General features: G+C 64.5%; 18 protein-coding genes and 1 pseudogene. 7 read left to right on the top strand and 12 right to left on the bottom strand.

The window, feature by feature from the left end; translation table 11 throughout:
* Position 1: 1 nt before the first annotated feature.
* Positions 2-3,451: an indolepyruvate ferredoxin oxidoreductase family protein gene (locus tag BRA1253DRAFT_RS19195; protein WP_007597015.1), complete on the bottom strand. Its 3,450-nt coding sequence runs from the start codon at positions 3,449-3,451 to the stop codon at positions 2-4.
* A gap of 152 nt (positions 3,452-3,603) precedes the next feature.
* On the opposite strand from BRA1253DRAFT_RS19195, the gene BRA1253DRAFT_RS19190 reads away from it, so the two are divergent.
* Positions 3,604-4,059 carry an Lrp/AsnC family transcriptional regulator gene (locus BRA1253DRAFT_RS19190; RefSeq protein ID WP_007597013.1) on the top strand — a complete coding sequence of 152 codons (456 nt, stop codon included), beginning with the start codon at positions 3,604-3,606 and terminating at the stop codon, positions 4,057-4,059.
* Between the two features lie 154 nt (positions 4,060-4,213).
* Here BRA1253DRAFT_RS19190 and BRA1253DRAFT_RS19185 read toward each other — a convergent pair whose 3' ends face one another.
* The 3 genes and pseudogenes from BRA1253DRAFT_RS19185 to BRA1253DRAFT_RS46230 all read right to left on the bottom strand — a co-directional run.
* Positions 4,214-4,999: a fumarylacetoacetate hydrolase family protein gene (locus BRA1253DRAFT_RS19185; protein WP_007597011.1), complete on the bottom strand. Its 786-nt coding sequence runs from the start codon at positions 4,997-4,999 to the stop codon at positions 4,214-4,216.
* Between the two features lie 15 nt (positions 5,000-5,014).
* Complete coding sequence (locus tag BRA1253DRAFT_RS19180) at positions 5,015-6,382, bottom strand: LLM class flavin-dependent oxidoreductase (protein ID WP_007597009.1); 1,368 nt, start codon at positions 6,380-6,382, stop codon at positions 5,015-5,017.
* 76 nt (positions 6,383-6,458) lie between these two features.
* Positions 6,459-6,797, bottom strand: a pseudogene (locus BRA1253DRAFT_RS46230) (Ldh family oxidoreductase); the annotation flags it as partial.
* A 293-nt stretch (positions 6,798-7,090) separates the two neighbouring features.
* Here BRA1253DRAFT_RS46230 and BRA1253DRAFT_RS19170 point away from each other — a divergent pair.
* Positions 7,091-11,206, top strand: a complete 4,116-nt coding sequence (locus BRA1253DRAFT_RS19170) for a GAF domain-containing protein (RefSeq protein WP_007597008.1) — start codon at positions 7,091-7,093, stop codon at positions 11,204-11,206.
* On the opposite strand, the gene BRA1253DRAFT_RS19165 is transcribed toward BRA1253DRAFT_RS19170, so the two are convergent.
* From BRA1253DRAFT_RS19165 to BRA1253DRAFT_RS19150, 4 genes are all read right to left on the bottom strand, one after another.
* Positions 11,180-11,521, bottom strand: a complete 342-nt coding sequence (locus tag BRA1253DRAFT_RS19165; protein WP_007597007.1) for a hypothetical protein — start codon at positions 11,519-11,521, stop codon at positions 11,180-11,182. The two genes, BRA1253DRAFT_RS19170 and BRA1253DRAFT_RS19165, sit on opposite strands and share 27 nt — an antisense overlap.
* A gap of 282 nt (positions 11,522-11,803) precedes the next feature.
* Positions 11,804-12,610, bottom strand: coding sequence for a WecB/TagA/CpsF family glycosyltransferase (locus tag BRA1253DRAFT_RS19160; RefSeq protein ID WP_007597006.1), 807 nt, complete (start codon positions 12,608-12,610; stop codon positions 11,804-11,806).
* The gene (locus tag BRA1253DRAFT_RS19155; RefSeq protein ID WP_007597005.1) at positions 12,603-14,978 is read right to left on the bottom strand and encodes an exopolysaccharide transport family protein; all 2,376 of its coding nucleotides are present in this window, start codon (positions 14,976-14,978) and stop codon (positions 12,603-12,605) included. The genes BRA1253DRAFT_RS19160 and BRA1253DRAFT_RS19155 overlap by 8 nt, the downstream gene beginning before the upstream one ends.
* 291 nt (positions 14,979-15,269) lie before the next feature.
* Positions 15,270-16,070, bottom strand: coding sequence for a methyltransferase (locus tag BRA1253DRAFT_RS19150; protein ID WP_007597004.1), 801 nt, complete (start codon positions 16,068-16,070; stop codon positions 15,270-15,272).
* Between the two features lie 390 nt (positions 16,071-16,460).
* Here BRA1253DRAFT_RS19150 and BRA1253DRAFT_RS19145 point away from each other — a divergent pair, with 390 nt between their 5' ends.
* Entirely contained in the window at positions 16,461-17,489 is a 1,029-nt protein-coding gene (locus tag BRA1253DRAFT_RS19145) for a glycosyltransferase family 2 protein (RefSeq protein ID WP_007597003.1), read from the top strand.
* Positions 17,490-17,504: 15 nt separating this feature from the next.
* Here BRA1253DRAFT_RS19145 and BRA1253DRAFT_RS19140 read toward each other — a convergent pair whose 3' ends face one another.
* Positions 17,505-18,491, bottom strand: a complete 987-nt coding sequence (locus tag BRA1253DRAFT_RS19140) for a glycosyltransferase (protein WP_007597002.1) — start codon at positions 18,489-18,491, stop codon at positions 17,505-17,507.
* Positions 18,492-18,739: 248 nt separating this feature from the next.
* On the opposite strand from BRA1253DRAFT_RS19140, the gene BRA1253DRAFT_RS19135 reads away from it, so the two are divergent.
* From BRA1253DRAFT_RS19135 to BRA1253DRAFT_RS19120, 4 genes are all read left to right on the top strand, one after another.
* The gene (locus BRA1253DRAFT_RS19135) at positions 18,740-19,807 is read left to right on the top strand and encodes a glycosyltransferase (RefSeq protein WP_035995280.1); all 1,068 of its coding nucleotides are present in this window, start codon (positions 18,740-18,742) and stop codon (positions 19,805-19,807) included.
* Between the two features lie 40 nt (positions 19,808-19,847).
* Positions 19,848-21,242 (top strand): O-antigen ligase, encoded by a 1,395-nt coding sequence (locus BRA1253DRAFT_RS19130; RefSeq protein ID WP_007597000.1) that lies wholly within the window; start codon positions 19,848-19,850, stop codon positions 21,240-21,242.
* Between the two features lie 65 nt (positions 21,243-21,307).
* Complete coding sequence (locus BRA1253DRAFT_RS44530) at positions 21,308-22,453, top strand: GNAT family N-acetyltransferase (RefSeq protein ID WP_007596999.1); 1,146 nt, start codon at positions 21,308-21,310, stop codon at positions 22,451-22,453.
* Between the two features lie 75 nt (positions 22,454-22,528).
* Entirely contained in the window at positions 22,529-23,413 is an 885-nt protein-coding gene (locus tag BRA1253DRAFT_RS19120; protein ID WP_007596998.1) for a protein-L-isoaspartate O-methyltransferase, read from the top strand.
* A gap of 255 nt (positions 23,414-23,668) precedes the next feature.
* Here the strand turns inward: BRA1253DRAFT_RS19120 and wrbA are convergent, their stop codons facing one another.
* The 3 genes from wrbA to BRA1253DRAFT_RS19105 form a co-directional block, all read right to left on the bottom strand.
* Entirely contained in the window at positions 23,669-24,268 is a 600-nt protein-coding gene (gene wrbA, locus BRA1253DRAFT_RS19115) for an NAD(P)H:quinone oxidoreductase (protein WP_007596996.1), read from the bottom strand.
* Between the two features lie 80 nt (positions 24,269-24,348).
* Complete coding sequence (locus BRA1253DRAFT_RS19110) at positions 24,349-25,047, bottom strand: pirin family protein (RefSeq protein WP_007596995.1); 699 nt, start codon at positions 25,045-25,047, stop codon at positions 24,349-24,351.
* A gap of 36 nt (positions 25,048-25,083) precedes the next feature.
* Positions 25,084-25,836 (bottom strand): SDR family NAD(P)-dependent oxidoreductase, encoded by a 753-nt coding sequence (locus BRA1253DRAFT_RS19105; protein ID WP_007596994.1) that lies wholly within the window; start codon positions 25,834-25,836, stop codon positions 25,084-25,086.
* Positions 25,837-25,864 lie beyond the last annotated feature (28 nt).

Genomic DNA, 25,864 nt, shown 5'->3' with positions numbered 1-25,864 from the left:
GTCAACCGTGGGCGCGCAACTTTGCCTGCGACGCTGCGATCACATCGGCGAGAAGCCGTTCGACCGCCGGCTTCACCTTCGCGATCGCGATGTCCTTCACCGGCCCGTAACCGCGGATCTCCATCGGCGCCTTGGCGATCACGACGAGATCGGGCAGGCGCGCCGCATCGAGTTCGCCGAGCATCCGTTCGATCACGCCCTCATACCAGGCGATCAGGTTTCGCTCGGTGCGGCGTTCGACGGTGTAGCCGAACGGATCGAATACTGTCCCGCGCAACCCTTTCAGTCGCGCGAGCGCGGCGAGCGGCAGCTGGATCCACTGGCCGAAGGCGCGCTTGCGCGGCCGGCCGCGGGCGTCGCGCTCGGACGGCAGGAAGGGCGGAGCGAGATGGTATTTGACGCTGAAGCCGTCCTCGAACTCGCGCTTCAGCTCGTCGAGGAAGCCGCTCTGCATGTGCAGGCGCGCCACCTCGTACTCATCCTTGTAGGCCATCAGCTTGAACAGGGCGCGCGCAACCGCCTCGGTCAACTTCTCGCTATTCAGGTTGGCTTCCGCATTGCGAACGTTTGCAACGCGTGCTCGATAGCGCGCTGCATAGGCATCGTTCTGATAAGCCGCGAGGAAGTCGGCGCGGCGGTCGATCAGCTGGTCGAGCGTCTCGGCCTTGGGCGCTTCGTCCACCTTCGGCAAGAAGTCAGGGTCGGCCGCTGCAATCCGGCCCCAGGCGAAAGCCTGCTTGTTGCTTTCGACCGCGACGCCGTTGAGCTCGATCGCGCGCAACAGCGCCGACAGCGAGACCGGCAACAGCCCGCGCTGCCAGGCAAAGCCCAGCATGACGATGTTGGCATAGACGGCATCGCCGAGCAGACGCTCCGCCAGTGCGTTGGCGTTGATGGTGTCGAGATTGCCGTCGCCGATCACCTGGCCGATCGCGCGCAGGCGGGCGGGTGAGGCGAGATCCGCGTCGCGGAAGCGGACGACCTCGCCGGTCGGCATCTCCGCGGTGTTGACCGCGGCTCGCGTGCCTTTCCGATAGGTGCCGGACGCCTTCGGCGAGGAGCTGACGACGAGGTCGCAACCGATGAGCGCATCGGCCGCGCCCTGGTCGATACGGACCTGATGCAATGCGTCGGGGGACGCGGCCAACCGGATGTAGCTCAGCACCGGCCCGAATTTCTGCGCAAAGCCGGTAAAATCCAGCACCGAGACGCCGTTTCGTTCGAGATGCGCCGCCATGCCGATCAGCGCGCCGACCGTGATCACGCCGGTGCCGCCGACGCCGGTGACGAGCAGATCATAGGGACGGTCGAGCGTTGCGAGAGTGGGCAGGGGAAGTGTGGCCGCGTGGCCGACCGCGTCGGTCCGGCTTGCGCCCTTCTTCCGGCGCGTCGCGTCCTCAACGGTGACGAAGCTCGGGCAAAACCCGTTGAGGCAGGAAAAGTCCTTGTTGCAGGACGAGAGATTGATCCGCCGCTTCCGGCCGAAGGGTGTCTCCTTGGGCTCGACGCTGAGGCAGTTGGATTCGACCGAGCAGTCGCCGCAGCCTTCGCAGACGAGATCGCTGATATAGGCGAAGCGTTTGGGATCGATCATCTGCCCACGCTTGCGACGACGCCGCTTCTCTGTCGCGCAGGTCTGCTGATAGATCAGAACCGAGACGCCGGGAATCTCGCGCAGCTCGCGCTGTACATCGTCCATCTCTTCGCGCGGATGGATGGACACGCCGACCGGCAGGTCGCCTGGCGAAAATTGCGCTGGATCGTCCGACACCAACGCGATGCGCGCAACGCCCTCGGCGCGGACGCTGTGCGCGATGGCGTGGACGCTGATCGGGCCGTCGACGGGTTGGCCGCCGGTCATGGCGACGGCATCGTTGAACAGGATCTTGTAGGTGATGTTGGCTTTGGCCGCGATCGCCTGCCGGATCGCCATCGAGCCCGAATGATAATAGGTGCCTTCGCCGAGATTCTGGAACACGTGCTTGTTGCCGGTGAAGCGTGACGAGGCGGCCCAGTTCACGCCTTCGCCGCCCATCTGGATCAGGGACGATGTCTCGCGGTCCATCCAGCTCGCCATGAAATGACAGCCGATGCCGGCCAGCGCCTTCGACCCCTCCGGCACTTTTGTCGATGTGTTGTGCGGGCATCCGGAGCAGAAATACGGCGTGCGCGTCGCACCGCTGACGTTGATCGTGCGCGCAGCCTCAGGCATCAAGCCGGCTGCGCGCGCGGCGAGATTAAGGCTTGGGAACATCGGATCGAGACGGCGTGCAAGCACCCCAGCGAGCGCGCGCGGCGACAATTCGCCGATCCAGGAGATCAGCCGCGCGCCGGTTTCGTCGTGCTTACCGACCATGCGCTCGGGTTTTTCGCCCGGATAATCGTAAAAATATTCCTTGAACTGGCTTTCGATGATACCGCGCTTCTCCTCGACCACGAGGATCTCGCGCTTGCCCTTCACGAAGGCCATCGCGTCATGCAGCGCCAGCGGCCAGACCATGCCAACCTTGTAGATGTCGATGCCGATGCTGCGGCAGGCCGCTTCGTCGAGATCCATCAACCGCAACGCTTCCATCAGATCGAGATGGGCTTTGCCTGTGGTGACGATGCCGTAGGTAGCGCCCGGGATATCGTAGATGTGACGATCGATCGGATTGGCCTTTGCGAAGGCGTAGACCGCGTGCTTCTTCGCCTCCAGCCGCTCCTCGATCTGCGGCCCCGGCAGATCGGGCCAGCGATAGTGCAAGCCGCCGGGTGGCGGCGTGACGTCCGGAGTGTGGAAGGCGCGCGGCGGGCGCAGCGCGACGGAGGCGCCGGATTCCACGATCTCCGAGATCGCCTTGAAGCCGACCCACATGCCGGTGAAGCGGCTCAGCGCATAGCCATATTCACCGAATTCGAGATACTCGCTGACGCTTGCGGGGTGGAGCGTCGGCATGAACCAGCTCATGAAAGCGACGTCGGACTGGTGCGGCATCGAGGACGAGACGCAGCCATGGTCGTCGCCAGCGACCACCAGAACGCCGCCATGCGGTGAGGAGCCGTAGGCATTGCCGTGTTTCAGCGCATCGCCGGAGCGATCGACGCCGGGACCCTTGCCGTACCAGAGCCCGAACACACCATCGACCTCGCGGTCAGCTTGCGTCTCGACCTGCTGCGACCCGAGCACCGCCGTCGCGGCAAGGTCTTCGTTCACCGCGGGGAGGAATTCGATGCGGTCCCGCTTCAGCCGCTCCTGGATGCGCCACAGTTCGAGATCGATGCCGCCGAGCGGCGAGCCGCGATAGCCCGAGATGAAGCCCGCCGTGTTCAGCCCGGCGGCACGGTCGCGCCGCACCTGGTCGAGCGCGATGCGGACGATGGCCTGCGTGCCGGTGAGGAAGACGCGGCCTTCTTCGCGATCGTAGCGGTCGGAAAGCTGGTAGGCGTCGAGTGAGGAAATGGCGTCCATGCGGACCTCCCGCGGCATCCTTGCCGGATGGGAGAAGGGTAGGCCTCGGCAACTGGTAGGTCCTACCTATTTTCCCGAATAGGATATCCATTGTGGTAGAATTGTCCGTTATAATCTACAAAGCGGTAGAGTAATCCATTTTGGTGCTTTCCATGATCGAAGACCAAGACGCGCGGATTCTCGCCTATCTCCAGAAGGACGGCCGCGCCACCAACCAGCAGCTCGCCGACGCGGTCGGCATGTCCACCTCGGCCTGCTGGCGCCGGGTGCGCGCGCTGGAGGAGAGCGGTGCCATCCAGGGCTATGCGGCCCTGGTCGCGCGCGAGCAGGCCGGCTTCGCGATGTCCGCGATCCTCCACGTCTCGCTGGAACGGCACGACGCAAAATTCGTCGACGAGTTCGTCGCGCGGGTGACCACGCGGCGTGAGGTGCTGGAGTGCTTTGCGACCACGGGCGATGCCGATTACCATTTGCGCGTCGTCGTGCAGGACATGACGGCCTACAACAAATTTCTCGACGAGTTCATGTTCCGCATTCCCGGCATTCGCTATGTCAGAAGCAATGTGGTGCTGAAGGAGATCAAGACCAGCGTGATCCTACCGTTTTGAGAGGCAGCGCTTCGTCGTCCCGGCGAAGGCCGGGACCCATAACCACGAATGCCAATTGCCTTGCGAAGCCGTAACGACGAGTCCTAATCAAAACATCTGCTGCGGCGCATGGGTCCCGGCTTTCGCCGGGACGACACTGTTGGTGCAACGTGGGCTACCGCTCCTCCCGCACGAATCTATTCCGCAACGTGCCGATGCCGGTGATGTCGATCTCCACGACATCGCCGTGCTTGATGTCGGGCGACGCACCGTCGGTGCCCATCCAGATCATGTCGCCGGGCCATAACGTAAAGTATTTGGATAGCTCGACAAGGAACGGCACCACGCCGAAGATCATGTCGTTGGTGCGGAAGCGGTTGGTTTCCTCGCCGTTGACGCGAACGATGGTCTCCATACGGGCGAGGTCGACTTCGGTCTCGATCCACGGGCCCATCGGCTTGAACGTGTCGGCGTTCTTCGACCGCCACAGGCTGCGGTCGGCTTTCTGCCAGCTTCGTTCGCTGACGTCGTTGCCGATGGTGTAGCCGAACACGCAATCCATCGCATTCTGCTTCGTGAGATGCTTGACCTTCTTGCCGATGATGACGACGAGTTCGCCTTCGTAGTGGATCTTGTCCGTCGCAAAGGACGGGATCACGACGTCCTCGTCATGTGCGATCAGCGCATTCTGAGCGCGATAGCCGATCTCTGGTCTGTCCGGCACTGCCGGCACTTCGCCCCGCTTGTCGGCGGCCTCTTTCAGGTGCTTCAGATAGTTCAGGCCGACGCAGTAGAAGGTGCGCGGAATCAGCGGAAGCTCGATTCTGACCTGCGACAGCGGATGCGTGCGCGAGGTCCGCTGCCATTCGCCGAAGGGATCGCCGTCGACCGCAATCACTTGGTCACCCTCGACGAATCCCCAGGACGTCTTGTCCGCGGCCGTGAATGTCAGCCAGCGCATGCCGTGTCTCCGTTGTTATTCCGCGGCATCGCGCGGCTGCACTTTCCAGTCGCCGGCCGCCGGCCGCTTCAGCCCGAGATTTTCCCGCAGCGTCTTGCCGCGATATTCCTTCTGGAACAATCCGCGCCGCTGCAATTCCGGGACGATATATTGCACGAAATCCGCATAGGAGCCGGGCACATAGGTCGCGGCGATGACAAAACCGTCGCAGCCGTGCTCGACGAACATTTCTTCGAGCTTGTCCGCGATCTCCTTGGGGCCGCCAACCATCGCATCCTGGACCTGACCGCGGCCGGAGAAGGTGACGAAGTCGCGCGCGCTCGGATTGCTTTTACCGGAGTTCTTGAGCACGCCGTCCCGGATGCCCAGAATGCCCTGCATGCTCTTCAACTCCTCAGTCGTCAGCGGCTCGTCGAGATCCTTGGAGGCGAAGTCGTAGTTGAGTGCTTCGGCCAGCAGCGACAGCGCATCGATCTGCAGCGGCAGCTTGTTGATCAGCGCCATCTTATCTTCGGCCTCGGCTTTGGTCGCGGCGCAAACCGGCGTCGTCAGGTTGCAGAGGAACATCGCCTCCGGATCGCGGCCGACTTTCGCGGCCTCGTTACGCACCGCCGCATAGCCGTCCTTGGCGGCGGAGAGGTTACGTGCAGCGGTAAAGATTACTTCGCCCCATCGTCCTGCAAAGCGCTGCCCGCGTCCGGACGCGCCGGCCTGGATGATCACGGGATGGCCCTGATCCGAGCGCGGCACGGTGAAGGGACCGCGCGACTTGTAGAATGGGCCCTTGTGATCGAGCCGCTTCACCTTGGCTGGATCGGCGAAGCGGCCGCTCGTCTTGTCCATGATGAGCGCGCCGTCCTCCCAAGTGTCCCAATGGCCGAGCACGACCTCCATGAATTCGTCGGCCTTGTCGTAGCGGGAATCATGTTCGGGATGAGAGTCGCGCCCCATGTTGTGTGCCTCGCCGTCGTTGAGCGAGGTGACGACGTTCCACCCGGCGCGTCCGCCGGACATCAGGTCGAGTGTTGCGAAGCGGCGGGCGATGTCGAAAGGTTCGAAATAAGTCGTCGAGCCGGTCGCCCCCAACCCGAGCTTCTCCGTAACCATGCCCATCGTGGTCAGCACGATCAGCGGATCCATCTTCACGCAGCGGATGCCGTATTCGACGGTGTGGGCGTGATCGTTGCCGTAGCGGTCCGGCATCGCCAACCGGTCGTCGAAGAACGCCATGTGGAACTTGCCGGCTTCGAGGATTTTGGCGATCTCCTGATAATAGTCCGCCGACATCGAATCGTCGCGCGAGTCCGGATGCCGCCACGAGCTAGGCAAATTCGTGCAGTTCTGGGCCTGAAGGAAGCCGACCAGTACCATCTGCCGCGTCATGCTGCTGTTCTCCGAATTGCGTCAGGCCGAAATCCGTCAGGCCAGGTCGAGGATCGTATCGAGCCTGTACTCGCGCGCCAGCGCGCGCCGCAGAGGTCGCCATGTCCAGGTAGAACGGCGCATCGAGGTCGGACGGCACCGCAATCGAGATCGGATGGTGCCGAGCCGTGCCTCCTTGCCGCCGAAGGCCGCCACGTGCTTCCGCGAGCGGCCGGAATCCGCCGTCGCGATCCCGATCATGCCTTCGCGCATCGCCATCAGCGGAAACAGCGATCACGCCGTGGGAATCGTGGCCGGCGAGATTGGCGTTGACGCAGTCGCATGCGATCGCGTCGGCCTCTTCCGCGGAAGCTCCGGCGGCACGAAGCAGCGCGGCGCTGATGCGCGTGAGGCGGTCGGCCTGGACGATCGGCATGGCGTTTCCTCAGGTCTCGCCCTTGGCGGGCTGTGCCTGTTGGAAGCCATCGTCTCAAAGCACCGGTGCGATATCAATCTCCCGTAAACCAATACAGGGCTGCAAATTCGTAAAGGGAGCGCGTCTGTGGCTGAAACCGCCATCCAGTATAGCGATTTTGACAGGTTCGCGACAGCTGTTTGCAGCTCGTTCACTTTGATCGACGGTTTGCGGGAACCAATAACCACCACTTAGGCCATCGCCCTCATAAGCTACCCGGGAGAAAATGGCAGAAATGCCGGGGAGTTGAGATCGTGCAGACGACCCTCGCGCGCACACTTGCAGCGTTGAGCGACATCAACGAAGCCATCCTTTACGCGAAGTCGCCGGACGAGCTGTACCAGAAGGTCTGCGACGCCGGGTTTTCGAGTGGGGACTTCATGGCCGTCGCCGTGTTCCTGGCGGAGCCGGATGGCCAGCGGCTCCGATTTGCGGCCGGCTGCGGCGACGACGTTGCGCGGCTGCGTGCGATCACGATCACCACGGAGGCCGGCACGCCGGAGGGGTCGGGCGTCGGCGGCGAAGCCTTTCGCAGCCAGGGGATTTGCATCAGTAACGATTATCTGAACGATCCGCGCTCGCTCGCGTGGCGCGAAGGCGCTGCCGGAGCGGGTGTCGGGGCAGCCGCGGCGCTTCCCCTGATCTGTGGCGGTCGCAGCATCGGCGTGTTGTATGTGACGCGCTCGGGGGCAGGCACGCTCGACGAGGCGATGGTCTCGCTCTTCGAGCGGATGTCGAGCAATATCTCACATGCGCTGGAGAATTTCGCGCGCGAGACAGCGCGCCTGGATGGCGAGCGGGCAGTGCGGCGGCTCAACCGCATGTTCGGCGCCCTCACTGCGACCAACGAAGCAATCCTTCACGCCAGCACTGAGCAGGATCTATACCAGCGGGTCTGCGACGCCGCTGTGCATAGCGGCAAATCGCTTGCCACTTTCGTTCTGCTGCGCGAGCCGGATTCCGAATGGCTGACGCCGGTGGCAGCGACCGGACAAAATCTGGATCTGATCAGACGCACGCGCTACTCGATCGATGCGGAGAGTCCCTATGGCAAGGGCATCTCCGGCCAGGTGTTCCGGACTCAGAAAGCGATCGTCGAGGACGACCTCCTCAATCGTACCAAGGGGACGACCTGGGAGCAAACCAACGTCGATGCCGGCGCCGTCGCCTGCGTGGCTGCTCCCTTGATCAAGCGTGGCACCAGCATCGGCGTGCTGTTTTTCTTCGTGAGCAAAGCCTGGGCAAAAGACGAAGGCATCGTCGCACTGTTGCTGCGCATGACCGAAACCGTATGCTTTGCGCTCGAGAACTTTGACCGCGACAAGGAGAAGGCCCAGATCGCGCTGGAGGAGGAAGGGCTGGCGCGCATGTACGCGGCGCTAAGCGCGACCAACGAGGCCATTCTGCGGGCAAGATCCCGCAGCGAACTGTTTGACCTGGTTTGCGAAGCCACGGCGCAGGGCGCGAAGTTCGCCTCGACCTCGATTGCGTTGCTCGACCGCGACGCGGGACTGCTTCGCGTTGTCGCATCCTTTGGACCGAACGCCGCTGAGGTACGAACCTTCAGATTGCGGGTCAGCGACAAGGTGCCGGAGGGACGTGGGTTGACCGGCACTGCGTTCCGGACCCGGAAGGCTTGCATTAGCAACGACATCCTGGCAGACGCCCGCCTCGAGCCTTGGCACGCCAGCGCGCGTCGCAACGGCATTGCGTCGTCAACCGCGCTGCCGCTGTTCAATGGCGACAAGGTCGAAGGCGTATTCCTGTTCAACTCGCGCGAGCGCGGCACTTTCACGGACGAGTTCGTCGAGCTCCTGCGTAAGCTCCAGGCCAACGTCGCCTTTGCGCTCGAGAGTTTCGATCGAGCCGACGAAAAAGCGCGGGCCGACAAGCAGCGCGATCGCCTGAGTGGCATGTTCGAGGCGCTGAGCGCGACCAACGAAGCCATCATGCGCGCCAAGACGCGCGAGGAGCTGTTCGAGGTCGCGTGCCAGGCCGCCGTGCTCGGCGGGGTGTTCGCCTCCGCGACAATCGCCACTTTGGACGACAAACGTGAACTTGTCCGGGTCGTCGCCGTGAAGGGACGCCTGCAGGAACGAATGGTGGGACGCACCTGCCTTGTTTCCGCCGACCATCCTGAAGGCCAGGGAATCATAGGGATGTCGCTGCGGACCCGCCGGGCCAGTGTCATCAACGATTATCTGAATGATCCGCGATCGGTGTACTGGCATTCCAAGGCGATCGAGGATGGAACCCGGGCTGCTGCCAGCTTCCCGCTGCTGCGGGGCGGCCAGGAGCCGATTGGCATCCTGCTTTTCCTCGCACCGGAAGAGAATACGTTCACACCCGATTTGGTCGAGCTGCTCGGACGTCTGGCTGAAAACGTCTCTTTCGCCCTCGACAATTTCGATCGTGCCGAGGAGAAGGCCCGCACCGAAGCGCAGAAGGAACGCCTGACGCGGATGTTTGCGTCGCTGAGCGCCACCAACGAGGCGATCATGCGGGCGAAGTCGCGCGCCGAACTGTTCGACCTCGTCTGCCTTGCTGCTTCGAATGGCGCAAAATTCACCTCCACCACCATCGCGCTCGCGAGCGCCGAGAGCGACCAGCTGGAAATCGTCGCCAGCGCCGGACCCGCGGCCGGCACCACGCGCACCGTCCGCCTCTCCATCGACCCCGATTGCCCGGAAGGTCGTGGGATGAGCGGCACGGCATTCCGCACGCGCCAGCCTTGCATCAGCAACGATTATCTCAACGACGATCGCGTCCGCGCCTTCCACGCCATCGTCCGCGGCGACGGCGCGCGCTCGGGAGCGGCATTCCCGCTGGTCGCCCACGACCAGGCAGTTGGCGTCATGATCTACTTGTCGGCGGAGCCTGCCGCCTTTACCGACGAGTTCGTCGAGCTGCTGCAGCGTCTCGCCGAAAACGTCTCCTTCGCGATGGAGAATTTCGATCGCGCCGACGAGAAGAACAAGGCCGACGAACGGATCGAGTATCTCGCCTCCTATGACAGCCTGACCAACCTGCCCAACCGCGAGACATTCAGTGCCGTGTTGCGCGCGGCAATCGATGCGGCGGAGCGCCATGTCCATCGTTTCGCGGTGCTGTTCATCGATCTCGACCGGTTCAAGGTCATCAACGATTCGCTCGGCCACGAGGCGGGCGATTTGCTCCTGCTCGAAGTCGCCGACCGGTTGCGCAGCGCGCTGCGAGCGAGCGACGTGGTGGCGCGCCTCGGAGGCGACGAGTTCGTGGTTATCCTCGACCAGTGCGGCGAGATCGACGACGTCCAGCGCATCGCGACGGAACTGCTCCGCGTGCTCGCGAAGCCAATGGAGCTGGCCGGCCACGAGTGCCACACCACCGCCTCCATCGGCATTGCGATGTATCCGGCCAACGGTGCCGACGCGCTGACGCTGACCAAGAATGCCGACATGGCGATGTATCTCGCCAAGGAAGACGGCAAGAACGGCTATCGCTTCTTCTCCAAGGAAGTGAACACGCAGTCGATCGAGCGGCTGTCGCTGGAGAGCGCGCTGCGCCGGGCGCTGGAGCGGGATCAGTTCACTTTGAACTACCAGCCCAAGGTGGACATGGTGACCGGCCAGATCACCGGCGTGGAAGCGCTATTGCGCTGGACGCATCCCGATCTCGGCAATATCTCGCCGGCGCAGTTCATTCCGCTGGCGGAGGAGACCGGATTGATCGTGCCGATCGGCCGCTGGGTGATGAAGGAGGCCTGCGCGCAGGCCATGGCCTGGCAGCGGCGCGGCCTCTTGCCGGTATCCATGGCGGTGAACCTGTCGCCGCGCCAGTTCGTCGACGAGCATCTCTTGCAGGACGTCGACGAAGCGCTCGCCGCAAGCGGCATGTCGCCGGTGCTGCTCCAGCTCGAAGTCACCGAGAGTATGATGATGCGCAATGTCGGACGTGCGATCAAGGTGCTCGACGCCATCCAGAGCCGCGGCATTCGCTTGGCGATCGACGATTTCGGCACCGGATATTCGTCGATGTCGCTGATGAAGCATTTTCCGATCGACACCATCAAGATCGACCGCTCCTTCGTGCGCGACCTGCCGCAGGATGCGGAGGATCAGGCGATCGCGCAGGCCATCATCAGCATGGGCAAGGCGCTCGGTATGACCGTGGTGGCGGAAGGCGTCGAGAACGCTGAACAGGAGGCGTTCCTGCGCGCCCATGGCTGCGACGAGATGCAGGGCTTCCTGATCTCCAAGCCGGTGCCGGCGCGGCAGATGGCCGAGCTGCTACGGCCGACGGAGCCGCCTGTCGCGCCGCCGCTCCAGCCGGAGCCGGACCATGCCGCCACCGCGGCCGCGGCGCTACGGTTGAAAAGCGCTGTCGTCTGATGGCTGCGGGTGGAGCTCGCGGACGTCCTCTTCCCTGATCTCCGCCTTGCGTGGAAAATCATCCGGCCACGGAAGCGAGGTTTGTTCGGCGAAGAGCGCGATAAGGACATGCGCTCCATCGGCAAAGCTCGACCCGTCGCCAAGGCCGAGCTCACGACACCAGGCCTGTCGCATCGGCTCGTGCGTGTCGAATACCGCCATCGCCGGACCCCACCACCAGGCCGGCGCCGGCGATCGTTCGTCCTCCGGCACGGCATGCCAGAGGATGAGCTCGTTCATCATGCGCTCGAATTGCAGGCTTGCGGCCTGATGCATTCGTTCCGTGCTCCCTTGGGTCGCGCCTGAAAGCAGGCCGATGCGCGGACTCGATCGTGGCCTTCGCTGTGAAAAGCTGGCTCGCGCTATTGGCTGAGCCGATTGTGCCGCTTGTGTCGGCGGCCATACAAAAACATGCGGCGGCCGCGAAAGTTGCCGGCGCCGACTGTGACAGTCTCTTTAGCCGCTTATGAGCCCGACCCGCAAGGCGCAATACCGGCGCCGCCGGCGTTGAAACAGCGCAGGCGGGGCTGATAACCGGCGGCGGTCATGTCGTTCTACTCAGCGATTAAGGGGCCGATTGCGGCTGAACAGCAGATAGATCGCGCGAGGATTGGTGGTCAAATAACGCCAGAACAGGCGGCGGGGCTCGAGCAAGGTGCGCCAGGCCCATTCCAGGCCGATCTTCTGCATCCATCGCGGCGCGCGGGCGCGGCTTCCCGACAAGAAGTTGAACAGGCCGCCGGATGTCTTGATGACGCCGACATTGGTGAGATGCGGCGTGAATTCCTCGACGAAAGCCTGCTCGTTTGGCACGCCCAGCGCAACCCAGAGATAATCCGGTGCTAGCGCGTTGATCTCGTCGACCTTCGCGCGCAGTGCATCGCCACGGAGATAGCCGTGGCTGTAGCCGACGATCTTGAGGTTTGGATACATCTTCCGGACGTTCTCGACCGCAGCGGCGTTCTCGTCCTCGCTCGCGCCGAACATGTAGAAGGTGCGGCCGACCGCTTCGGCCTTGCGCGCGACGACGTGAAACAGATCCGTCGTGGCGACGCGCTCGGGCAGCGGAAACCAGGATTGCAGCCTCGACGCCGCCACCAGCGGCTGGCCATCGGCGTTGATGAGGTCGGCGCCGCGGAACAGGCGCTCGGTCTCCGGTTCGGTCGAGCACCGCGCCAGCACCTCGCCGTTGGCCGAGGTCAGGTGCAGCGGACGGCCGATGCGATGGCGCGGATCGGTCGCCTCGATCATGAAATCCGCGGTCGCTTCCAGGTCGAGTGCGGCCATACGAAGGCCGCCGATGGTGATCCGCGGCACGTCGGCAGTTGCGGTCCGGCCATCGAGATTGATGCGGCGCTCAAGCATATTGTCTGCCTCGTTGGCGAGCTTGGGCCATAGGGGTGAGTTCGTCGAGCACGACGCCGACGAGCTTGCGCTCGGCGCGGCCGAGCGTGCTCAATATCTCTTCGAGGCCGTCGTTGATGTCGAGGCTGGTCGGCAGCACCGCCACCAGCGCGTCGGCATCATCGAGCAGCTTGCGGCTGCCGGTCGTGAGTGGCGCCGCGGGACCGTCGAGGATCACGAGGTCATAACCGCCGGCGGAGCGCGCCTGCTCGATGGCCTTGCGGATGGCGTCAGTGGCCTTGCCTGCGTCGCGTTCGGCGGCCGGCAATACCGAGATGCCGTTGAGTGTCTTGATCTCGCGCGCGGCCTTGCTGCCGATCGAAAGCCATCCAACCTTGCTCGGCTCACTCTTGCCGGGACGGTTGACCTTGTTCGAGAGCGAGTGGGCCTGGTGGTCGGCATCGATCATCAGTACCCGAGCGCCGTCGCGCGCGGCCGCGAGCGCGAAATTCAGCGCGGTCACGCTGCGCCCGGTGGTCTCACTGGCACCGACGAGCGCGATAACAGGCATTGTCTTTCCGCCGGCGCGCCGGGCCGCCGTAGCGCGCATGTCGCGCCAGGCGTTGAGCAGCGTCGTCAGGGGAAAGCCGGGGCGCAGCGTCGGCCAGCCCAGCCGGGTGAGGTCGATGCCGCCGCCGGTGGCGAGAATGGCACCGAGCGTGTGGATGACGTCGGCCTCCTGGAGGCGCGCGATCAGCGGCTTTTCGATCAGGGGCTTCTCGACCATCGAAGGTTGCAGCGGCGGGGCTGTGAGTTCCGGCAGTGCCTGCGCGATTTCCGGGGCTCGCGAGGCCGGGTGGGGCCGGGCGGTCTCCGCCGTTCGCGAAGGCTCTGAAGCTCGCGGAGCTTGCGGCAACGGAGTGCGATTGGGCCGGGCCGGCGCCGGCGCCGGCGCGAATGCGCCGGCGAACAGCAGTTCGGCCGCGACGAACCAGCTCGATGCAGCGATCGCGCCGAAGATGAAGCCGATCATGGCGAACAGGCTCATCGCCGGCGGGAACGAGCGCCGCTGCGGCACCGTCGCTTCGCCGATGATTCGGGCCGCCGAGGTGTTCAGCGTCTCCTGCTCCTCGGTCTCGCGCGAACGCTTGAGGAAGGATTGATAGACGTCACGGCTGGCATCGGCTTCGCGCTCGAGCTCGCGCAAGCGCACGGCGGCCTGGCTGAGCTGGACGCTCTGCCGCTTCTGTGCCTCCAGCGCCCGGCTGAGCGAGGCTTCAAAGTCGCGGGCACGCGTCAAATCGTTCTTGGCGGACTGCGCGAAGCGGTCGATCTCTTCGTTGATGGTGCGCTTGAGATCTTCGACCTGCTTCTCGGTCTGGCGCAGCGCCGGATGACGTGGGCCGAGCTCGCCGGCCTGCTCCGCATATTTCTTGCGCGCGTCGGCATATTGCGCGCGCAGGTTCGCGATGGTCGGCGATTGCAGCGCTTCGGAGTTCGCGCCCGCATCTGCCGTGGTGCGCCGGCTCGCCTCAATCTGATCGAGGCGCGCCTGCGCGTCCATGGTCGCGGCGCGGGCGGCGGAAAGCCGCTGGTTGCTGGCGGAAAGCTGCTGGTCGCTGATCAGCGCATCCTGGGTACCGACGAAATTGTTCTGGGCCTTGTAGGTCGCAAGCACGGTCTCGGCGTTGCGCAGCCGCTCGCGCAACTCCTTCAAGCGGCCGGAGAGATCGTTGGTGGCGCGCCGCGCGGCTGACGCCTGCGAGTTGCGGGATTCCGCGAGGTAGGCACTGGTCAGCGTGTTGGCGAGCATCGCCGCTTTCGCCGGATCGGTCGACCAGACCTCGATGTCGACGATGAAGCTCTTCTCGGTCTTGCGGATCGTGATGTGCCGGTTCAGCGCCTCGAGGGCGGCGAGCTGCACTTCCCTCTTCTCCGTGGCGGAGGGCGCGCGGGGCTGAAGGCCGATCAGACCGAGCAGCGAGGACATCACGCCTTTGCCGTCGGCGCCGCCGCCGAATTCGGGATCCTTGTCCAGATCAGCCTGCTGGATCACCTGGAGCAGCACGCTGTTGGAGGTGATCAGGCGCGCCTGGCTCTCGACCACCATCGACATGCCGGAGACGTCCTGCGCGCGAGGCGTTAGCTCGCGATCGACGAGCTGAAGCTCGCGCGGGTCGACATAGAGTTGGGCGGTGGCGGTGTAGCGGGGCGTCAGGCTCTTGCCCACGGTGACGGCGGCCGTTGCACCGAGCAGCGCGGCAACGGCAATCGCGACCTTCCGCCGCCAGAGCAGATTGACCAGCTCCAGCACGTTGAAGCCAACCCGAGGCCGCTGCTGCGGGGCCTCCGGTCCGGCCCGATCTATCCGCTGGTTATAGTCAAGCATGATCCCCAGCTTTCATTCCAAGTGCCGCGAGCTGAGGGGGTACTCTTCGCTCTACGCCACGCACCTCAGATATAGGTGCCCACTCAACGCAACAGGGAAAATTAACCATACTCATTGAGGGACTATTCACCGAAATGGCAAACAAAGCGTTTAAGCGCATGCCACTCTTCGACGCGTCGCCGTGACGCATGCGATGGCGCGGTCCTTCAGAGATTAACGGTTCGTTACCGCGTGCATCGTGGCCGCGAGGCTTCGCTGGTCTTGCGATCGGCTGCGCGCGCACCATGGCCGTCAGCTTTTCCGCAGGATGACGTGATAATCGCCGCGGCGGACGTCGGTCCCGCGCGGGAGCATGGCGTTGAGCACGGCGGCGCCGGCGTCGACCAGGGCTGCGAACAGCGGCTTGCGCCGGCGCATCTCGGGATAGCGCGGGCTCTCGACCTCACGGCGGTAGATCATCTCGAGGCCATTGGCGGCGGCGAACGCTTCGAGCCTCGGTAGCGACACCAGGGGATGGAAGAAGGTCGGGAACGGCGGCTCGCCCGGCAAGCCGGCATCCTTGATGCCTCGAATGTGCCGGTAGAACCAGACGTGGAACCAGTGCGGCGAGTATTTGGTGACGACCCCGGACAACGAGCGCGGATTGGGCGCGCCGATCAGGATCATCCCGCCGCGCTTGAGCGCATCTCGGAAATTCAGGAGTGCGGCGTCGACGTTGGGAAGATGTTCGATCACGTTGTAGCAGATCACCAGATCGAAGGTCTCGCGCCCGAAGCGGTAGGTCTGGACATCGCCGAGGATCGCTTCGTCCGCGTAGCTGTTGTTGCGGACCTGGTCCTCGTCGATATCGACGACGGTGACCTTGCTGCGGCTCAGCAATTCCGGTGGCAGGACGCTGCACGAGCCGCCTCCGGCTTCGTAGGTGGCGAGCTGGCCCTGCGGCAGTCCGCGGCGCAGTACGTCGTGGACGGCGAGCAGGCTGTCGCGGGCTTCACCGGGGACGAGATCGTGCAGCGCCTGAGTGCGTGCCATGGCCGCGGGAATTTGGACCGCCGTGGCTGTCGCGAAATCGATCGTGGCTGGCTTGTTCATATTTTCTGACCGCGCTTGTTCGACTTAAATTTACAGGAAAAATCTCGTGTGCCCGTAGAGCAAATCCGATACCGCGACGCTTCACCCGTCGCGGTACTTACGATCGGGTTAATGAGCATGTGCGTTAACTACGGTATCGTCCACGCCAGCCATCGGCACGGTGGACCGCGAATTGCAGCATCACTGCGCGCAAGGCTTCGCAGCAGAAACACCCGAAATCAGTTAAGTGCATGGATGGCGGAAAATCGGCGGCGTGGCGCCGTCGCGAGGCTCAAACCGGCCGTTCATTTTGGGACGTGCCTGTCCCGCGGCGATGTGCCGTCGCGGGACGGCGCTGATGCCCGGATCGAAGCAGGGCTTTTTCAATCTATCTCGGACATCTAGAACGTCATGACATTGATCCCGACAGACCTGTCCGCCACGCGTATCTCGGATGCCGTGCGCGATCCCGACCGGGAGATCGCGTCCAGCTCCCGGATTATCGACCTGTCGGTTGGGATCGTCGTCTGCATTCCCTGCTTCCGCCGCCCGCAGCATCTGCGGTCGACGCTGGACTCGCTCGTCAGTCAGCGCACCCCGCGCTCCTTCGCCGTCGTCATGGTCGAGAACGATGCGGTCCGGCGTGAAAGCGCGCCGGTGGCCGCGGAATATCTCGCCGATGGCAGGCTCCAGGGTGTCTGCCTGGTTGAGAAACGGCAAGGCAACGTCCAGGCGATCAACGCCGCGTTCGAGACGGCGCTGGCGCTGTTTCCCGCCGCGACCCGGTTCCTGATGATCGACGACGACGAGATCGCCTCGCCCGATTGGCTCGAGCTGATGGTTCGCACCGCGGAGGCGACCGGCGCCGATCTGGTCGGCGGGCCGGTGCTGCCGGTCTTCGAGGATCGCAGCATGCCCTGGCTTTCGCGCCACCCCGTTTTCTGCCCCGCCTATGATTACAGCGGCGCTGTGCCCCTGATCTACGGCTGCGGCAATTGCCTGATCACGCGTGCGGCGTTCGAGAGGTTCGCCCGTCCGGCCTTCGACCCGCGCTTCAACTTCCTCGGGGGCGGCGACTGCGATTTCTTCGTGCGCTGCCGCAATGCCGGCATGACGTTCCACTGGACGGCGGAGGCAGTCATCACCGAGACGGTGCCGCAAAGCCGCACCAGTTTCGGCTGGATCGTGAAGCGAGGCCTGCGCATCGGCGCGATCAATTATCGTGTGCAGTCCAAGGCCGCGCAGGGCGCCGCGGCGCGAGTGTGGGTGTTTGCGCAGATGCTCGGGAGGTTGCCGCTGTCGCTGGTGCGCGCGGCCGCTCTGCTGAAAACGTCGAAGGTCGTCGTCGCGATGCACCCCGTGATGGTCGCGCTCGGCTCGGCGCTCGCCGCGTTCGGCATCGAGCCGAAACCCTATAAGGCCTCGAAGATCGCGTCCTGACGCCGAGGTCGCGGTCTAAATACCGAAGCAGGCGAGGGCGACCCTAACCGCGGAACGCGGCAGCGATTTGAGCGAGCGGCGCCCGACCATCCCGAGATAGGCGAAGGCCTGGCGATATCTGCCGAAGCGGACCGCTTGCATCGCCGAATACGTGACGAGATGAACCTCGGCGGCCCGGCGCAGCCCGGCTGCCATGCCCGCGGGCAGTCGCGCCATGATCAACCCGTCGTCGAATATTCGTGCGATCGCCGGAAAGAAATCCTGTGGCGTCCGCACCGCCGCGTTCATGGTGTTGGCCGTGTGCAGGCGGTAGTCGAGCAGAAGGTTTGGCGCAAATTCGAATTCGCCGATCGCGGCAAGGCGGCACCAGCAGTGCCAGTCTTCGCAATATCTGAGCGAGACGTCGAAGCCGCCGATAGCGCGGAAGGCCTCTGCACGTGCCAGCGCAATGCCGCCATTGACGATGAAGTTTCCGGCCGCGAGCCGCGCCAGCACGTCGCCGGACGGTTTGCGGCGTCCTTTCAGCAGATCCCGGCGGCCGATCTGCCGTCCCTCGCTGTCGATCGTGTTGTAGTCGCCGTAGACAAGAACCGCTCGCGGCGCGGCACGCGCAGTGGCCAGCAGGGCCGCGACCGCGCCGGGCCGCAGGCGATCGTCGGCATCGAGGAAGAGCAGCCATTGGCTGCTCGCATGTTGTGCGCCGAGATTGCGCGCTGCCGATACGCCAGCGGCGCCGTTGGTCATCAGGCGCAGTCGCGGGTCACGAATGGCACGGACGATCGCGGTGGTGCTGTCGGTCGAGCCGTCGTCCACGACGATCACTTCGGTGACCTCGGCTTGCGCCAGTGCGCTGGCGAGGGTTTCGCCGACATAGGCCGCAACATTCTTGGCCGGAATGACGACGGATACCGACGTCGTTGAGCCGACCTGCAGCGGGACGCGTGCCGCCGGAACGACGCGCGATGTCGCCGGCAATTCGAGAATTTCTTCCGCGGTGATCAAGATACGACTCGCCTTTAACCGTCTGTTAACCAGGGCGCATCTGCGAGTTGGCAACGCGATCGATCGGAACCTTGGCCGTCGCGAATGATACTCGCATTGGGGAAAAAAGCGTCGCCACGAAGGCTGCCGCAGCGTTGGTTTCGTCAATTAGCGTTAAGCCGCCGGCATTAAGCCTGTGGCAAATTTGGAAGAGTGCGACAGCCGGTCCCATGCGAGAATGGGCAACCTGGCTGCCGCGGATGGACCCAGTGCCCGCAAAGACATTCGACTACGATCCCGACGACATGGTCCTCAACCTGTTCTACGAGGACAAGGACGATCGCTGGTTTCCCGGCGATCGGCATCTGCGGCGCATGGCGCGTCGCATGCTGCTCGGCGAGCCGCGCATGAGCGGGCAGCTCCGCGTGTTCCTCAATCTCTGTGCAGGGCTCGATCGGCTCGGTATCCGCTATCGCGTCAACGACTATGGCTACATCGCGCGGCATCCGCGCGAACTCGCCTGCATCATCGGCCGCACCTTCCTGCTCGACAAGTTCGCCTGGAAAAATCCGATCCTGCTCGGCGTTGCCGCCCACAATCATCCGCTCGACGATCCCGACCTGTTCAAGCGCCTGCCGGTCAAGAAGGTCGTGGTGCCCGGCCCGTGGTACGCCGACATGTATCGGCCGCATTGGCCCGACACGGAGGCTTGGCCGATCGGCATCGACACGGATCTCTGGGCACCGTCGCCGACCTCGCAAAAGAGTGTCGACGTCCTGATCTACGACAAGGTGCATTGGGACCGCGATCGCTACGCGGCGGAGCTGATCGAACCCGTCCGCGCCCGGCTCACGAGGGAAGGCCGCTCGTTCACCGAGCTGCGTTACGGCAGCTACAAGGAAGAGGACTATCGGGCCGCGCTCGCGCGATCGCGTGCGATGATCTTCCTCTGCCAGAACGAGAGCCAGGGCATCGCCTATCAGCAGGCATTGTCTTGCGGCGTCCCGGTGCTCGCCTGGGATCCCGGCGGCCCCTGGCGGGACCCCGATTATTATCCGCATCGCGTCCAGTTCGCCCCGGTCTCGTCGGTGCCGTACTGGGACGATCGTTGCGGCGCCAAGTTCGTCGACATCGCCGGGTTCGAGGCGGGCTGGGATGATTTCTGGGCCGGGTGCGCCGCCGATACGTTCGATCCGCGCGGCTTCGTGCTCGACAACCTCACGCTGGAACAGCGCGCGCTTCAATATTACGAAATCGCGCGGAGCATCGTGCGGCCGCAGGCGGTGCCGCAGAGCCCCGTTGGACTGGTTGACGAATGCTTAACAGGGATCGGCTAACTCTTGGAGCTTCCCCCGGCTTCACCACTACTCTCGAGCCATGGATCGCAGCGCCACTGATATGACCGACGTCGAGGCCCGATCGTTCGGCGGCGTCCTGCGCGATGGGCTTGCGGGGATCGACGCCGTGCGGGCGGCGCGCTGCCTCGTCGCAGTCGCAGCCCTGCTCCTGGTGCTGGTGACGCTCGATCCGTTTCCTGACCTGCGCAACGAGGATGTCACCACCGTCGTCGGCGGACGGATGGCGCTCACTTATGTCTCCTGGGGCTTGCTGGCGGCGGTCGCGGTACTGTTGGTCGCCGCAACGGATGCGCCCGCGCTGAAGACGCTGGTGACGCCGCTGCATCTCTGCCTGGTCGGATGGCTGTTGATCAACATCGTCTTCTCCGAGAATCGCGGAGTCTCGATGCAGCGCTTCGTGCTCGCAGCCAGCGTGATGTCGCTCGCGGTGCTTTTGCCGTTGCTGCCGCCGACGCAGCGCAGCTTCAACCTGTGTCTCGGCGGCGCCGCGCTCGTATTGCTTACCCTCTGCTATCTCGGCGTCTTCCTGGCGCCGCAATACTCGATGCACACCGCACTCGACGTCACCGAGCCGCAGTTGGCCGGCGACTGGCGCGGCAGCTTTGGTCACAAGAACATCGCTTCGCCGGTGATGACCATCCTGATCTATGTCGGCATTTATCTGTCCGCCGTCGGCTCCTTCGTGATGGGGCCGGCCATCGCCGCGCTGGCCGGAATCTTCCTGATCTTCACCGGCGGCAAGACGTCGTCGGTGCTGTGTCTTGCGATCTACGCGCTCGCCTCGCTGGTCTGCGTCACGCCGAGCCTGTGGCTGAGGCGGATGATCTGCTTCGTGCCGCTGATCGTGATGAACCTGCTGACAGTCGGCAGCGTCCTGAGCCCGGCGCTCGGGGCGATGACGCGGCTGCTTCCGCTCGATCCCACCTTCACCGGCCGTTCTGCCATCTGGGAGTTCGCGCTCGCAGCCGTCGCCGAGAAGCCGACCATTGGTCACGGCTACGCCGCGTTCTGGGACGACGTGACGGCACGGCAGACCGTCCAGGGCGCCGAATGGGCAACGAGCGCCGCGCACAGCCACAACAGCTATCTCGACCTCGCGGTCACCATCGGCCTTCCGGGGTTGTTGCTGGTGATCCTCGTCTTCGTGCTCGCGCCGCTCGGCAATTTCCAGACGGCCCGAACTCACAACCGCAGCGGTGCGTTGGCAAAGCTGTTCCTGACCGTGTGGCTGTTCGGCCTGTACTACGGGGCCACCGAGACCTTCCTGCTCGAACGGCAGAATCCGATCTGGTTCATGTTCGCTGTTGCCGTGGCCGGCCTGCACTTCCTGGCCAGGTTCCAATGCGTCGCGGAAACGGATGACTTGTCGCAGCCGGTGCTGCCGCAGTGGCATCGGCTTAACGATAAGCGGTGAGGTCACTTGTGGCCGCGACAAAACATAATCTATCTGGAAACACCCAGTAATCGCATGTCCCGCGGATGACGATCCTCAGCGTCGAGCAACCAGATGATCTTGTGTCCAGCGCGTCGGGAATCGCGGTCGATTTCGTGCGTGACTGGAAGCAGGCCGCATCGCGCCTGAACGCTGGCCATCGCACTGCATTCCAGCATGGCTATTGGCTTAGCGCCTGGTACGAGGCGTTCCACGATCTCTCGCCGCTGATTGCATTGATCTCCGATGCCACGACTGGCAAGGACATCGCAATGGTGCCGATGATCAGCCATCTCAGGCGCGGCATCCGCATCGTCGAATTCGCCGATCTCGGCGTCTCCGACAACAACGCGCCGATTCTGGCGCTCGATGCCGCGCTGGACGCGGCGGCGGCGGATGCGATCGGCAAGGCGTTGATCGACGCATTGCGCGCATTGCCGGACCGCTTCGATTTGCTGCGCCTGAAGAAGATGCCGGCCCAGATTGGCAGCAACCCGAACCCGCTGGTGTCGCTCGGCCGGATCGGATCCTGCTCGCTCAACGGCAACCTCGTGCTGACCGGCGACGACTATGAAGATTACCGGGCCTCGATCAAGCGCATGCAGATGCCACGCTGCTGGCGCGTCTTCAGCCGTCACGCCGGCGCGCGATTCGAGATCGCCACCGATGTCGCGCGTGCGCGCGAGCTGCTGGACGTGATGGATGCCCAGCAGCAGGCGCGCATGCGAAAGCTCGGCTCGCGCTTCGTCCTCAACGACGAAACCCATGCGCAGTTCTATCGCGAGGTCGCCCGCCAGGGTGCTGCGGACGGTTACGCCGTCATTTCGGCGCTGGTCTGCGACGAGGCCGTCGTTGCCACCACGCTCGGCGTCAGGTCTGGTGCGACCTATTTCCTGCTGCGCATCAGCCACGCCGGCGATTCCTGGTCGAACTGCTCGCCGGGGCTGCTCGTGACCGAGCGCACCATGGCGGCGCTGCATGCCGACGGCGTGCGCCGTTTCGACCTCAGCATCGGCAACCAGGACTACAAGCGCCGCTTCGGCGCCGAGCCGGTGCCGCTGACCGATGTCAGCGTCGCGCTGTCCTGGCGCGGCATGCTCTTCGCGTGGCGTGACCATGTCGCGCAGGGCCTGCGCCGTCACCCCAGGCTCGCCGCCTTTGCGGCGCAGGCGATGGGCAAGGGGACGCGCTGACGCGCTGCCCTGGATTGCAGGGTCACGCGATTATCGCAATCGTTGTGTTATCGTCGCCTGTTTCCCGGAGGCGACATGAAAGATCGTTCGGCAAAATATCGCGCATTCTATGCGCAGTTGATCTGCGCCGCGGCGAGGGCCGCGGACCCCCGTATCGAGGAAGCCTATCGCACCGTCAGGCGCGAGCCGTTCGCCGGACCCGGGCCGTGGTCGATCTCGGTTGGCGGACACCCCTATGTCGTGACGCCCGACGATGATCCCGCCTTCCTCTACCAGAACACGCTGCTCGCGCTCGACAGCGCGCGGGGTCTCAATATCGGGATGCCCGGCGCGCACGCCTATTGGCTCAGCGGTTGCGCGGTGAAGCAAGGCGAGATCGTGATCCAGATCGGCGCGGGGAGCGGCTACTACACGGCGATCCTCGCGCATCTCGTCGGCCCCGGCGGCCGCGTCCATGCCTACGAGATCGACGAACGTCTGGCAGGGCTCGCGCGCGAGAATCTGAAGGACATCGACCATGTGGATGTGTGGGATCGTTCGGGCATCGCGTCCGATCTGCCCAGAGCCGACGTGATCTATGTCTGCGCGGGTGCGGCGCAGCCGGCTGCCGAATGGCTCGATGCCTTGCTGCCCGGTGGGCGGCTGGTGTTTCCGCTCGCGCCTGAAGGCATGCTCGGCGGCATGCTGATGATCACGCGCCCGGACGAGGGTGCAGCCTGGCCCGCCAAATTCCTCGGGCGTGCCCAATTCATCGGCTGCGCGGGATTGCAGGATGCGGATGCTGCCCGGCGACTGGCGGAGGCGTTCGCAAGGGGATGGGAGGGCGTGCAGTCGTTGCGGAGAGAGGGCGCTCCCGACGAGACGTGCTGGTTCGGCGGTGACGGCTGGTGGCTCTCGACGGCACCGGCGCCTGTCGCGACTGCGCCCATCAAGCCCAACGCGGACATCACGCAGGCCTAGCCGGTCACGCCTTCGTGCAGCCGGCACAATGAAAGCGGCCGCGCGAGGCGCGGAACAGGCTTCGGCAATACCATCGCCGCGCCAGCGCCTGAGCGGGCCTGCGGATCATCTGCGCGATCAACAAGAGTTCGAAAGCCATTCGTATCGCTTTTGGTGAAATATCCTGACCACAGAGATGGGGCGGCATCCCCCGAAGAGAATGCCGCCCAGATCGCACCTGCCATGCAGTGGTTCAGGCGTAAAGCTTAACCGCGCTCAGCCGTGCAGCTTCCTGGCCGTCTCCGCGATCTGGCGGCCCTGATAGCGTGCGCCGGCGAGCTCGTTGGCGCTGGGCTGCCGGCTGCCGTCGCCGCCGGTGATCGTGGTGGCGCCATAGGGCGCGCCGCCGGTGACCTCGTCGAGCTTCATCTGGCCGGCAAAGCCGTAGTTCAGGCCGACCACGACCATGCCGAAATGCAAGAGGTTGGTGATGATCGAGAACAGCGTCGTCTCCTGGCCGCCATGCTGGGTCGCGGTCGCCGTGAAGGCGCCGCCGACCTTGCCGTGCAGCGCGCCCTTGGCCCAGAGACCACCGGCCTGGTCGAGGAAGTTCGCCATCTGCGAGGCCATGCGGCCGAAGCGGGTGCCGGTGCCGACGATGATCGCATCGTAATTGGCGAGGTCCTCGATTTTGGCGATCGGGGCGGTCTGGTCGACCTTGTAATAGGAGGCTTTCGCGACCTCGGCCGGCACCAGCTCGGGCACGCGCTTGATGTCGACGGTGGCGCCGGCTTCGCGCGCGCCCTCGGCGACGGCATTGGCCATCGCTTCGATGTGGCCATAGGCGGAATAATAAAGGACGAGAACTTTGGTCATGATGATCTCCGTTGGATGCAGATTTGATGGTGGGTGTCGGGAGCGTCATGCCGGGACAAGCCGGCATGACGAATGCGTTTCTAAGCCGCGTCGACGAGCACGATCTCGGAATCTTCCAATGCCGTGATCTTCAGACTGTCTTCGTCGCGGATCGCGGCGCCGTCGCGGGCGTTGACGCGCACGCCGTTGATCTCGACCGACCCCGCCGCGGGCACGAGATAGAGGTGCCGCGACTTGTGCGGCACGTACTCCGCGCTCTCGCCTGCCTTCAGCGTGGTGGCGAGCACCCGCGCATCGGCGCGGATCGGCAGCGCGTCCGTGTCTTGCTCGAAGCCGCTCGCGATGGTGACGAGCTTGCCGGAGCGGTCTCCTTTCGGAAACGGCTTCGAGCCCCAGGTCGGCTGTCCGCCACGCGCGGTCGGCTCGATCCAGATCTGGAAGATCCGGGTCTTGCTCGGCTCCAGATTGTACTCGGAGTGGCGGATGCCGCTGCCGGCGCTCATCACTTGCACGTCTCCCGCTTCGGTGCGTCCCTCGTTGCCGAGGCTGTCCTGATGGGTGATCGCGCCCTCGCGCACATAGGTGATGATTTCCATATTGGCGTGGGGATGGGCTGGAAAGCCGGTGTTCGGCGCGATCTCGTCGTCGTTCCACACCCGCAAGGCGCCGTGACCCATGTTGTCGGGGTCATAATGGCTTGCGAAGGAGAAATGATGCTTGGCGTTGAGCCAACCGTGATCGGCGCCGCCGAGCTTTGCGAAAGGTCTGAGTTCGATCATCTGCGTAATTCCTTGTTTTGGCGGGTGGCGCCTTGATCAGGCGCCGAAACCGCCGTCGACGTTGAGCACCGCGCCGGTGACGAAGGAGGCTTCCGGGCTTGCGAGGAAGACGATTCCGGCGGCGACTTCCTCGGGACGGCCGAAGCGCTGCAGCGCGTGCTGCTTGCGCTGGGTCTCGGCGAACTCGCCGCCGTCCTTCGGATTCATGTCGGTGTCGATCGAGCCGGGCTGCACCACGTTCACGGTGATGCCGCGCGGGCCGAGGTCGCGGGCTGCGCCCTTGGTGTAACCGACCACGGCCGCCTTGGTGGCGACGTAGTCGGCAAGGCCCGGGAACGAGGCGCGGTCGGCAAGCATCGAACCGACGGTGACGATGCGGCCGCCCTCGCCCATCAATTGCGAAGCGGCGCGGATCGCCGCGATCACGCCATGCACGTTGACCGCGTCCTGGCGGGCGAGCGCTTCGGTGTCGGCATTGGCATCGTCGATCGCGCCGCCGCTCGCGACGCCGGCATTGTTGACGAGGATGTCGAGATGGCCGAACTCCTTCGCGACGGCCTTGACGAGCTGCGTCACGTCCTTGGCCGAGGCCTGGTCGGCCTTGAAGGCGCGGGCCTTGACGCCCCGGGCCTTCAACTCGGTGACGACCGCTTCCGCCTTTTCGGGAGAGGCAACGTAGCTGATGGCGACATCAGCACCTTCATCGGCGAGTGCGCGGGCAGAGGCCGCGCCGATACCGCGCGAGCCGCCGGTGACGAGGGCAACCTTGCCTGAGAGCTTCTTGGTCATTGGATTTCTCCAGTCCTGAATGTCTGAT

It is taken from the genome of Bradyrhizobium sp. WSM1253 (genome assembly GCF_000244935.1).
Lineage (GTDB): Bacteria > Pseudomonadota > Alphaproteobacteria > Rhizobiales > Xanthobacteraceae > Bradyrhizobium > Bradyrhizobium canariense.
Note: the sequence above shows the minus strand (reverse complement) of the source record. Positions and strands in the feature narration are given on the sequence as shown.